This window comes from Anaerobiospirillum thomasii, assembly GCF_900445255.1.
Classification (GTDB): Bacteria; Pseudomonadota; Gammaproteobacteria; order Enterobacterales; family Succinivibrionaceae; genus Anaerobiospirillum_A; species Anaerobiospirillum_A thomasii.
Genome location: NZ_UAPU01000005.1, coordinates 43,347 through 55,520, shown reverse-complemented (window position 1 = coordinate 55,520; position 12,174 = coordinate 43,347). Strand labels below are relative to the sequence as shown.

The 12,174-nt window shown below is 37.3% G+C and carries 13 protein-coding genes; all 13 read right to left on the bottom strand.

Going from position 1 to position 12,174, the window contains the following annotated elements; all coding sequences use genetic code 11:
• Window positions 1–1,554: a DDE-type integrase/transposase/recombinase gene (locus DRZ93_RS00645; RefSeq protein WP_113745499.1), complete on the bottom strand. Its 1,554-nt coding sequence runs from the start codon at window positions 1,552–1,554 to the stop codon at window positions 1–3.
• Between the two features lie 35 nt (window positions 1,555–1,589).
• Entirely contained in the window at window positions 1,590–2,567 is a 978-nt protein-coding gene (locus DRZ93_RS00640; RefSeq protein ID WP_113745498.1) for a hypothetical protein, read from the bottom strand.
• 270 nt (window positions 2,568–2,837) lie between these two features.
• Window positions 2,838–3,278 carry an ATP-binding protein gene (locus tag DRZ93_RS00635; protein WP_113745497.1) on the bottom strand — a complete coding sequence of 147 codons (441 nt, stop codon included), beginning with the start codon at window positions 3,276–3,278 and terminating at the stop codon, window positions 2,838–2,840.
• Window positions 3,279–3,291: 13 nt separating this feature from the next.
• Window positions 3,292–4,242 carry a Mu transposase domain-containing protein gene (locus tag DRZ93_RS00630; protein ID WP_113745496.1) on the bottom strand — a complete coding sequence of 317 codons (951 nt, stop codon included), beginning with the start codon at window positions 4,240–4,242 and terminating at the stop codon, window positions 3,292–3,294.
• Window positions 4,243–4,312: 70 nt separating this feature from the next.
• The gene (locus DRZ93_RS00625) at window positions 4,313–5,770 is read right to left on the bottom strand and encodes an ISL3 family transposase (protein ID WP_113745495.1); all 1,458 of its coding nucleotides are present in this window, start codon (window positions 5,768–5,770) and stop codon (window positions 4,313–4,315) included.
• 250 nt (window positions 5,771–6,020) lie between these two features.
• A complete protein-coding gene (locus DRZ93_RS00620; protein WP_113745494.1) occupies window positions 6,021–6,839 on the bottom strand; it encodes a hypothetical protein in 819 nt (272 codons plus the stop codon).
• A 256-nt stretch (window positions 6,840–7,095) separates the two neighbouring features.
• Window positions 7,096–7,308, bottom strand: a complete 213-nt coding sequence (locus DRZ93_RS13455) for a hypothetical protein (protein ID WP_146741076.1) — start codon at window positions 7,306–7,308, stop codon at window positions 7,096–7,098.
• Window positions 7,309–7,846: 538 nt separating this feature from the next.
• On the bottom strand, window positions 7,847–8,140 hold the full coding sequence (locus tag DRZ93_RS00615; protein ID WP_113745493.1) for a hypothetical protein: 294 nt from the start codon (window positions 8,138–8,140) through the stop codon (window positions 7,847–7,849).
• A gap of 232 nt (window positions 8,141–8,372) precedes the next feature.
• Window positions 8,373–8,576, bottom strand: coding sequence for a hypothetical protein (locus DRZ93_RS00610; protein ID WP_113745492.1), 204 nt, complete (start codon window positions 8,574–8,576; stop codon window positions 8,373–8,375).
• Window positions 8,577–9,053: 477 nt separating this feature from the next.
• Window positions 9,054–9,683: a DUF4376 domain-containing protein gene (locus DRZ93_RS00600; RefSeq protein ID WP_113745490.1), complete on the bottom strand. Its 630-nt coding sequence runs from the start codon at window positions 9,681–9,683 to the stop codon at window positions 9,054–9,056.
• An 8-nt stretch (window positions 9,684–9,691) separates the two neighbouring features.
• A complete protein-coding gene (locus tag DRZ93_RS00595; protein WP_113745489.1) occupies window positions 9,692–10,483 on the bottom strand; it encodes a hypothetical protein in 792 nt (263 codons plus the stop codon).
• Between the two features lie 66 nt (window positions 10,484–10,549).
• On the bottom strand, window positions 10,550–11,401 hold the full coding sequence (locus DRZ93_RS00590; protein WP_113745488.1) for a hypothetical protein: 852 nt from the start codon (window positions 11,399–11,401) through the stop codon (window positions 10,550–10,552).
• Window positions 11,401–12,108 (bottom strand): hypothetical protein, encoded by a 708-nt coding sequence (locus tag DRZ93_RS00585; protein ID WP_113745487.1) that lies wholly within the window; start codon window positions 12,106–12,108, stop codon window positions 11,401–11,403. Before DRZ93_RS00585 ends, DRZ93_RS00590 begins: the two co-directional genes overlap by 1 nt.
• Window positions 12,109–12,174 lie beyond the last annotated feature (66 nt).

Sequence of the window (12,174 nt, the reverse complement as noted above, 5' to 3'; positions counted from 1 at the left end):
CTATAAAGTGTTGTTATCATTGTTGATTTTGCTTTGAACAGCATATGGAGATGCCACCTCTGGGCCTCTTGCCATATTTCTGCTCTCAGTGCTCTTATAAAACTTACTGTTAAAATCTCGGACAAACTCATCCTCAGTAGTATAGGTGCCATCCCGTCTGGCTTTGTCTCGTGACAGAGCCATACAGTAGCGGGGTGGGCATGTGTTGACCTCATCAGGGCGCTGTTTATGTCCCTGTCCTTTACCTCCAGTCTTTGCAGGTTTGTCACAGGCATTGTCTGCAGGTGCCTTATTATCTGTATCTGTTTTATAATCTGGCTGAGGGCAGCTCTTGAGATTTAAAGGCTCAATGACTCTTATATCTTTAACATCCAGGACCTGATAAACAATGCCTTTTTCATCTATCATGAATTCTGCAGAGTCATTGACATAAATACCTTTAGAGGAATCCACAATAGCTTTATAGCTTATGTTATTGATACTCACAGTACCGTCCTTGCCTATAACGCGTGTTTTAGTAATTCTAAAAGCAGTATTGATGATGTCAGGAGTAGTAAAGCGCCTTGGAAACGTGTCTGCATCAAACACCTGATTTGGCGTCTTGTTGTCCAGGGTTGAGTGTGATCTGTTGTTATGCTCATTAACCCATATCTCCACAATCTCCCTGAGACCTTCAATACTTATGTTTTTCAGATGTTTAATGTCATTCTCAATTTCATTAAGATCCAGATTTACTCTCTCAACCATACCCTTGGACTCTGCTGCATATGGACGGCAGTAATGCAGCTTCATATCAAGCAGATAAGCAGCTCTGGCCAGTATTTTGCTGCGATATATAGAGCCATTGTCCAGAACCAGTGTTTTAGGTATACCCAGATTGCAGACCAGTGATTTAATTGAGTCTGTCACCAGCTGTACCTTCTGCTCTGTCGACACAGCAAATGAAATGATTTTTCTTGAGTGATTGTCCACGCAGAGCTGTATATAGGCATTGCAGCTGATACCACTGTCGTCTGTAATCAGACCTTTAGGCAGCTCCTTTACGTCACACTGCACAGAATCAAGCACATGCTTTTTGCGGTAGCGCAGATAAATCTCTCTGTAATCGCAGGTGTCCTTTTTAATCTGTGTTCTGTTGCAGTTGTTGCGCTTGAGATATAACTGCACTGTAGAGCGTTTTAGCAAACCGACAAAATCAGGGAACTCACTTTCAACTACACGTAAAAGCTGAGGCACAGTTAAAGTCATATTTTCTTTGCGATATGCAATGACAATCTTAATAGCAGCGTCAAAGAGCCTATTGGTCTTTGCCTTTGGCTCTGAGCCTTTATAGGATGGCTTTAAAGCCTGAATATCTTTACCATTATTAATGTATCGCTCCAGCCAACGCTGCAATGTCCTGACCGAGCATCCTGCATTCGCAGCTGCCATTTTTATCATGGCAGTAAAGGTAGTGCCGTCAGTGCATCCTGTATTTTTGGCAATGATAAGCGCTGACAGAATGCGTAATCTGGCGTCTAAATCGACAATATATTTTTTCTTTCTTATGGTCATAACAGACCCCTCCCTTTAAAAAGTAGGCTCTTGCCTTAGGATGAGTCTATTTTCATATCTAACAGTCCTTCTAGCCATAACAGATGTGTTGATACATTAGGAAAATGGTGGGTGAGCAGGGCCTGCAGCCTGTAGGCTGCAGATGTATGCTGTTTTAAAAAATCACTGCAATCTTCAGGAACAAAATCAGAGCTTTCTTTAACACCGCCAGCCTTTTGCGATTTATCATGCTCCTTTTGCGCACTTAAGCCTGAGTTAAGCATCCTTGATATGTTGTTATACACTTTGAATATCAATTTGGCTGTAGGCTCGAGCAAAAGCGCTTGTAGATACAGCGCTATGCTCTGTACTCTCTCATCGTTGACCGCATTTTTCTCAAGCTGCAAACACTTTCTGATATGCCGATAGACAGCTTTAATGTCATTATCATTTTTTAATATTATCAAAGCCTCTACAGTATCTAATGACAAAGATGTAAATGGAAAAGATATAGGGCTTAAAACCAAATGTGTAGGCCTGTGCTTCTGAGTATGAGCGACAAGTACTATTGGCTTCTTTTTCTTTGCTTTTTTGTTATCAGTTGCTTTAGCATGCCCACACTGCACCTGTGTACCATCCTGCTCCTTACTTTCATCAGGTTGGTTACTATCCTGAGTTTTGGATATTCTTAATCTTGTTTTACCTCTGCAGTCATGGTTGGTGCACTGCATTCTGTTGCACTTTAGGTAATAGACGTTGTTGCTATCCATGACAGCATAAAGACACTCGTTAAGCTCATCTTTAAAGGCTTTGTAGTGATAACCAAAGAAATTTAAAGGATGGCCACAGTAAGGACATACAGCCTTGTCTCTTTGAGCCTCACCTATGGTGCAGTCAATAACCCTGGCCTTAAAGTCGGTCTGACCGTCAACAAGCGTGGCTCTATCAGAAAAGCGTGCAAATGAAGCGGGAATAATTTGTTCTTTATCTATTTTATTGTGTGAGTTTTGATGACAAAGTTGTGATATAATCATACTGCTTTTTGAGCAGGCTACAGCTGATGTCGTCCAAAACAGTGCAGCTGTAGCCCTTATAAAATCTAACTCTATAAGAAACCCACCTAATTTTAATTATAAATCACATAAAAACAAAGAGCACAGGTAAGCATATGCAACCCTGATCTTTGTGCACACTCTATTCCAAATTTTCAGATCACATGCATGTAGATAAAAATAATGTATGAAAAAATAGCTGACACAATAAAAATAAGTATGACAAACTGATTTAGCTATAATTGGTCATACTCATATGTCATAGACAAGTGCCCTAAAATACCTTACAGAGTGGCCATTGTTGCAACAATTATAGCCAATTGCATTAATAAGAGCGGTTTTGCCAACCCCACAAGCTCCATACACAATTATATTGGTCTTGGTATTGATCCAGCGCAATGAGGTTAGTGTTGCTAAGACTTGATCTGAAATACCATACTCTCTAGTTTTGGTTAGGTCAGTCATTTTAAGATTGTCTTTAAACTTAGCTTTTTTAATAAGCCCCTCGCAGCGTTTATTTTTTGCGTAATTCTCTTGAGCATCAACACATAAAGCTAAACGTTCTTCAATGGGCATTGAATCATAAATTATATTGTTATTAAACTGATTTTCTAGTTCTAATGCAAAGCCTACCAATCTGAGTTTTCTAATTTTAACAAGAAGATCTGCCTGGTTATCAAATAAAGGTTTCATATGTAGGCCTCCATTATTGTAAACTATAGTTATCGCATAGTGAATTTGCAGATCTTATCTTTTTGGCATCATCTGTTTCACTATTGGTTACAGCAGTACTGCTTGTCACGTCGTTTTTAGTGGTACTGCTATTGGACTCATCACTGGCAATGCTTGTCTCTCCCATATTGCCTTGCGAGCGTCTTAGGTTGGCAAATTCTGGATTAGATACAAAGCTTAAATCTGACTGATATGACAGTTTACCTGTAGCGATCATCTCCCCTTTAATTTCCTCAAGAATGGTCATTACGGTATTGCTGTTCCAATAGTTTTCCGTGGTCATAAACATTCTGTTAATAGCCTCATCAAGATACTCTTTGGGTGGGTGATTGCGGCAGGTATATTTATTAATGATCCGGATACAGCCTTTCTTTGCGTCTTTGAAGTCCTTCTTTTCAAGAGTATATTTGCAAAATCTAAAAGCCATTTCACTTATGGATGTAGCCTTTTCTAATATGCTTTGTGCGTCTGGATATTCAATCCTGCTCGTAGCCACGGCTCTATGCGCCTCAGGCATATGTTCAAGCTTAACAGAGTCACTGACATCAGTAACAATTGGATGGGTGGCAATAACCTCTTTATCGTTATAAATGCGAACAATGTTTTTATAAATATCAGCAGCTACAAATTGGCCAGCAAAATTATATGGTACAGAATATGTTTTTCCTTCAATAACAACACGATAGTTGCTATTAACTTTAAGGCTGTAAAAGTGCCTGTAAAATGAAGGGATTGTGCCAGTAAGCTCTCTGGCTTTTACAATCTCATAAGTGTTATATAGCTCAAACCTGCTCTTTTTAATAACAGAGCTGTAAGGTGCGTTATTAATATGCTCATTGATCAGAGCCATAAGCCTTGCATTAAGCGCTTCCAGAGAGAGTGTAGGATCATACTCCATTCTAGGCAGAACATTGCGCTCTATCATGCCAACAACAGCCTCTACGCATGACTTTTCCGAGGGGTTGTATGGGTTAGAAGCGTATAAAGACTCATCCCTAAATTTGGGGGTTGACATTATTTTCAACAGGCTCTGAAACTACGGCAGCTTTGAGTGTTGATTTTCTATCTCGAGACAGAGCCTGATGCATTTTCAATATATAGTACCCTATATCTCTAAAACCGTATGCTACCCTTTTAATGGTTTTAAATTTAGCATTGCATCCCTCTAAAATACTGGTGTTTAAGCCAGTTGTAGCCGCATGAATAATATAACAGCTCCAATCTTTTAGCTTCTTACAGAACCTTATCAGTAAAGGAATTTCTGTTGCTTCAGCTTGTGAATACAGGTTTTTAATTGCTGTTTCAACCTGTTCAGGTGTACCTCCGCTATGCCATAGATCTCTGATATGGTCTCCAAAAATTGATATTGTAAACAAGCTCTTATTCTGTTTGAGGGTTTCTACAAGATCTTTTTGCGACTCTTCAAGAGTGTTGAGTTTATCTGAGCCCATGTAAGTCAGCCACTTGCTCTGTCTAAGATCTTTTATACGCTTCTTGTATTCACTTTTCTTTTGTTGATACTCGCCGGCGTCCATGGCGCCAAGCTCCTTGCGTAAATCTTTTATTTTATCAAGCCTTATGGCATCTGCCACTTCACTGTTAAACTGTTGCAGGCAGTGGAATAAATCAAGCACTATCTTTACATTAGGGCAGAGCTCTTTGACTAGATTCTGATATCCGCAGTTGCCATCCATTACTGCACCTTCAATCTGGTCAAGCAGTCCAAGCTCTTTTAATCTGTCAAAGAATGGCCTTAAATCATCTTTCTTTCTGCCATAGGCTGCATACAAAAGGCGCCTGGTATCGGCATCTATGATGACGGATATATACTTGTGGTGCTTTTTAACGCTTATCTCGTCTATAGCTATGTTCCTAACGTCTTCAAGACTTATATCTTTGAACATCTCTATAAGCCTTGCCTTATCAATGTTCCTGACAATATCTGCCTCTACAGCCGTGATAGAGCTTATTTTCTTTAAATCTAGATGACTCTCGCCCAAATCAAGAAGCTGCAGTATCTGCCCATATAAGCGTAAGGTTATCCTATGATGCGGATGGACAAAGCTTGGCTTTAGCCACCTGGCATGATCACAACCACAACAAATGACCTTAGGTACGCGTATCTTTAAAATAACCGCAAATGGTCCTAGTGTGCAATCCTTTACTGTGCGCTCTCCCCATTCCTTTATATTTACTTTATGGCAGCCACAGAGTGGGCAATTTTGTTCAAGCTCCTCTCTCCAAAGCGTATAGCCAAGATGATAGGTAACAGTCATTGCCGTAGCATCTATTTCAGGCTCACCAGACATTACACAACCCGGGTACATATTGAGAACGCCGTGTTCAAACTTACAGTGCATTAATTCATTAGCACTGGCTTTGATTAAAGTTTCATTTGTTTCTGTATTGGCAGCAGTGTAGGAATTTATTATAATAGCACTAGGCTCTGTCATATTCTTTCCTTTGGTCGGGTAAAGTTGTTGTCAGGGCCCTTATTTTATCTGAAATATAAAAATTAATCTCAAGGGAAAAATCTTTGGGATTTTTCATAAAGCTTTAGCAAATGCAAAAGACTGACAGTCAATGATTGGCAAAGCCAACCCGTAAGGGCTCGTCATTGACGGACAGTTTTTGCATTGACAATTTGGCCGGGTCTTAAGCATTCTTGTGCTTAAGACCATAGATACCGTTTGCGATCTTGGGTCAACCCCCAATTTCAGGGAAGAACCCGTATAAAGAAACCCCAAGCCTCTCCATAAAATAGGCGAAGGAATCATTAAATCTTGCTTCAGCGCCTTTTGTGTGGGAGGTGACCATGCTTTTTGCATTGTCGCAATGTAAGGTAATTGGCAGATATTTAAAAAACTTAAAGGCTTGGCCAATAGCAAAACATGTATTCTCTGTACTTTGTGAAGGTATTATTATGGCAAAGCTGTAATAGCTTGCGCTCCATGTGAGAACGCATACAACGCCCTTTCTTTTTACTCCTTGATCTATGTATGGGACTGTGTCTCCGCAGTAATCAATACATACCTCCTCGCCATATTGTCTTTCCTGCTGCATATAAATTTTAGGTCCTTTAATAGCTTTTAACTTAATCCTTAGCTTTTCATAAAAATCACTTCGCGATATTGGATCTTTTTGTTGCCTTTCACATTCACATAGGTAGTCTGTGTAGCAGAACTTCTTAGAGACACGTGATTCAAGTAAAGTCATTGCTATTACATCAAAATTAGGCATGAGAGTATTATGTCTAGGTCTGCTGACTGTAAATGACTTGATGCCACCATCTGGATTACGCACAGCTGTAGGGAAAATAATATTTATAAGTTCATCTTCACTTAAAGAATCAAGCTTCTTAAGGCCATTTGAACCTGGCACCATCTCGCCGTTTTCAAGCATTCTTCTCTTATATACTGAAACAAGAGAAGCTGATACTCCAAACTTCTTGGCTATGTCACGATGGGTACACCCACTTAGTATATGTAAACACATAGAGCGTAATTGTTCATAATTTTTCATTTAATAATCCTCATTATGATGCCGCATCATTGCGGTATAGTAATGATGACTCTTAAATAGAAGGCGGTTTAATTTGTTATAATGTTTTTAGACTGATAGCTCAAAAATGCATACAAAATTTTATTGATTTACATAATACCAATATTGAAACGATCAAAAATATTGGATCTGAATTTAAAATTATTGGAAAAGCGTTTAAAGATATTGGAACGTTGTGCAAAAATAAAAGAATTATGTTTAATTTAATCTGGAATTCTCATGCAGTCTCAAAAGGGCCAACAAAACCACTAGCATAGGCCTCATCAATTGCCTTGCGCGTTTTATCTGTCATATCTTTAGATGGAAAATAAGAGCTGACAATAGCATCTCCATCTTTAAAATTAAGAGACATAAGCTTATCAAGACTATCATCACTTAGATATTGAACTGCCTGGCATACTTTATTTATTTTTTGTTCTCTTGTCTGCATAAAGCCTCCATCTTGTCCGACTTATTCTGTATTTTATGTCAACACCTATTTTTTCTAATTATAGGATCTAAGAAAAGCCACGTCAAAGCAAAAAGTATGGAGTTGCACTAGATTGATATAGGTTGCTTTAGTGTTTAATATTGCGAAGAAGATCTGACGATCTTGTGTTAGAAGATCCGTGGAGTTGTGATCTTTTATATAGTCTTCTGAGTAATTTTTAGCTCGAAAAAAGAAAAAAATTCATCCATTTTTGCTTACTTTTTATTTCATCTGCTTTTTTAATTTGTCAATACCCTATTTTGTATAATTTCCCGTCATATTGCTCCGTCAGGCTTAAACCTCGCTTTTCTAACAACACTAACTTCAGGCTCTTCCCTGAAATTTGGGGTTGAATGGGTTTTGTGGCGGAAGGGAAGGGATTAGAAATCCACATAAATTACCCTTATTTTTCAATAGGTTGGAAAAACATGATCACCATAGACGCACTTTTTACATTGATTTAATTTAGATTTTACATCAATTTTACAGTGATCACGACCTAATTTTTCCCTTTAAAATCAGTTGGCAGATGTGCTTTATTAACCTCACTTTCCCATGCCTGCTGGCAGTGATTTTTGCCAAAAGGACTAAACAGCAGGTCAATAAAGATCCTTAATGCTTTGCCATACCAATACCCTTTTTGATTTAAACGCCACGCATTAGCGCTGATTGTCATGTCTGCATAGCACTTATAATCATGCTTAAAGACGCTGATTAGCAAGCCTATAAAACACATCAGCACTTGGTCTATAGAGATTAATAACTGCTTTAAATTTCTAAAAAAGTTTTTCATAAAATACCATAATATAATTAAATATTAACCAAATAAAAGAAAATTCCGTAAGGTATGAGAGCTAAACCTATTAACCCCAGCATGATGCAAAGTCTTAAAATATTTGTCCAAAAAAATCCATTAAAAAGCATAATAATATCCCTAAATTGTTTGATATCCAAAATAAATCTCATGTAAATTACTCTTATAATTATAATTTAAGATAGGTGAAATTGATGAAGTATTTTGATAGTTAGAAAAGAAAATTTAATAGAGTTGCAACAGCAATTATGCCCATAAAGAATAATCCTATAATTTTGTATGCTTGGTCTCTACCGTCTTTATGCCCTTGTTTGTATTGTTCTAACAGAGCAATTTTTAAATCCTTAGCATCGGCTTTATTGTTTATAAGCTCTTGTATTTGTCTATCTAATTGTGAAATTGGCTCATCATTCATTTATTAAACCCTCGTACAAAATATATAACATCTTTGATTAGCCTAAAGATAAAATACAGCCCAACTCCATAGCTACAAACAGCAATACCAAATAATAAGAATTGCCCTATAAAATTCATGTTATCCATAAACAGTACCACGTAAAACAACTCATTGACATCAAGAAAAATATTCATCTATAATATAATATCCTTTAAAGAGAATGTTAATAGAAAAGGCACTGAATTAAGGTGCCTTTTGTTTTATTTAATTGCTAGGCCTATACAAATAATCAAGAATGTAACTCCATTAATTAAGCCAAGAACTGATAAAGCATATAGGTATTTAAACCACTTAAATTGATTAAAAAACATATTGCTATCCTTTAAATTTGCTGAAAACTTTAGCATTAAATGCTATACTCCTTTTGTACTTGAAGATGTTTATATAATAAAAAAGGCACCTCTTGTGGGTGCCCTTTCTTTATGTGCCTAGTAACTAAGCCGTATAGTCTTTCATCTCACATTCAATCTTGATTTGATTTAACTCATCAACCGATTGAGCATTATTAATCTTATCTTGTAACGCCCACTTCTGCTGATAGATGTTAAGGCCATTCCCTATGTGTTCTGATAACAGCGTCTTAAGATTTTCAAGTGTTACTTTTTGAACGTGGTTATCATAGTCACGATAATCAACTGTCGTTTGACCTTGAGATGCGAGGGCAAAGGTTGATATTAAATCCTCTAGGTTAGAGCGAGTGCGTCTATCGCCGTTACATTTAAAACCAAGGCTTGATTTAAAGTACATATTTTTATTTAAGTTGTCCTCAAACTTAGCTGACCTAGTCTCAAGCTCAAGTAATTTGTTCTGCTTAAGCTCATCTAATGTAAGCAAGCAGTCGCCAATAGGCCACCCATAAAACTTAAGCACGCTGTCTTTTAATTCCTGCACGGTATAGCCATTGTTAATTGATAAGGGTTCATTGCCTGCATCAATAAAGGCCTTGTATTCTGCATCTGAATTGTCAACAAACTTAAGCCTGTCCTTGTCATACACCTTGCCGTTATCTAACTTGTAGTAAGGGGTGTATGCATTTTCAGTTTCAAAGTCTGTAATGTCTGTCATGTTATCTCCTATGATATTGATGATGATTGATCTACAGTAGTAAGGCCACCTAGATTTTGTGGTTTTCCTTTGCCGTTAAAGCCTATATGGGAGTTGTAAGAAGCATAATAAGCTTGAGCGTCAGGCCTAGGTGGAGCGATAAAGGACTGGGGAATAAATATTACTATTGAATTATAATAGCAGTTAATACCCACTATATTTGTTAATGAGTTGCCAATCGTTAAGCTGTTAGCCATCAGTAAAATTGAACAATTTACTTGCGCTCTAAACAACTCGGCACCTTTTCCTGTTGTAGTTCCATTGATTGTTATGTTTGCAGTTTCTATTATTTGTATATGTGAGTTTCTGTTAGGATAAAAAACTCTATGCACACAGTTATCTTTTAAAGTAACAGTAAATGTATCAGTAAAATATACCATGGAACTGTCAGCACAATATAGCAAATTATCATCGTATGTCTGCTTAAAGTTAATGCCTTTAAAAGTCACAAAGCTTTGGTAAATCTTTATATGATTAAGTACTACATTGTGCCCATTGGAATTAATTTCAAGAAACCCACCCATATTAATCGCTCTTATTTTGATAACATCTTCTGTCTCTATGTAGTCGGTTAAAAAATTAATTCTAATAAAATAATTTGTGCATACATAATTTAATATATATCTTAAGCACTTACTTAAAGTTTTAAATGGCTTATCTTGTGAGCCGTCAGCTGTACTATCATCACCTTGATTAGATATATATAAGGCTAAATCGCTTTCCTGTCTAAGATATGATTTATTTAATAACCTAGTAGCCAAGTCTTTAGAAATTTGCTCGGCTACTAAGCCATTGATTTTAATAGGGTTTACCCCCCCCTAACGGTATTAATAGATTTTTCCATCTTTCTCTATTGCTCCTGCTTGATTGCCAAATAAGACTGCATCACCTCTACCTATAGTATTTAAGTTAGATAATATATTAACTAAATACTTTTTACCTGTAACGCTGTACGTGTTAGGGGTGACATTTGATGTGCTGTAAACATAGACCTCGCTTTGTCTTGATACCAAATAAAAATATGGCACCGTCATATTACTCTGTAGAATTAAATTGGCCTGGCTAATTGCTATGGTTGACTTGTTATACACCGAAATAAAAGAATTTTTTAGGCTTGTATTTTCTATGTTAATAACAGTGTCACCCTGAATAGTAACCGTACTCATTGTTGTACATATTATATATTGTGAATAACTATCAGAGGTAGAAAGAAATGTACAATCTATTATATTGCATGTTGAATAATTTGTAACGGCAATTGGTGATGAACTGCTCCCACTTCCTTTAGGCTTAAACTTTATACCTCTAAAATCTGCACGTGCATTATTAATTTTTACAGTACTTAAAATTACATTTTTGTTGTTAGCTCTAAAAGAAATAAAAGAGCTATACAATCTACTGTCTATCACAATATGCGAGGTATCGGTGAAGTCTGTAAGAAAAACAATATTAATCATTTTAACATCGTTATCACAAGGGTGCTTTTCATAAATAAACTGTAATGTTTTATGAATTGTTTTAAACGGCTTCTGTTCTGTACCGTCAGCGTCAGCATCATTACCTTGTGATGATACATAATAGTCAAATTCAGACTTGCCTTTTATTGCTAATCCTTTTTGTATCTTTTCAAACAAGCTCCTGCTAATGTCGGTAGCCACTAAGTCTTTAATCTGTTGCATTAGAACACCTCGCCGTTAAATTGTTCTACATATAATGTGTTAGGTTGTTTCTCGCTTGGAGCTGATGCTACAAATTCAACCTTGCCCTTTTTAAGCTCGTCTTGTAATGCAGTTATTGCTCCTCCATACCCACCTGGTGGCATGGTTGCTGTATCAAGACCTAAATCATCTTTTAAATGCCTGCTTAATGTGGCCGGTGTTACTATGGTGTTGCCACTGTTGCCAAGCTTGACCTCATCAGAGGTTGCAATCTCGGCCACGCCAGCTGTTTCTGTAGTTGCCGGTGGATTTAAAAAATTAGCATCTCCAAAGGTCACAGAGGTAGGTTTAAACCCTTGAACAAGGAAATCAATTGCAAGCTCTGCTATAGATGCGCCTACTTTTTGAATGATTGGCTCTGCCTGCGAATACACTCCAAAGAGTGTGCCATTATCGGTATATATGCCAAAGGCTCTGACAGAATAGACAGCTGCGCTTTCATCTCTTGCAAGAATATGTATAATGCCGTCTCCAACATTAGCGCCAGATAGAGTGGTAACGCTTGCCACCTCATTGGTCAGTTGAGAAGTGTTAACATCTACCGTCTGATCGGTATCTGAAAATTTCACAGTCTGTAAGAGTACAGGCGCTGTACCATTTTTCTCGGCATTTATGATCTCATTAAGACCTGCCGTGGTTAGTGTGATATTAATTGGCTGTACTGCCATGATCTACTCCTATTTTTAGACAAAAGAATCCCATGCCTTGATGTAAATCAAAGCCATAACTTGTAT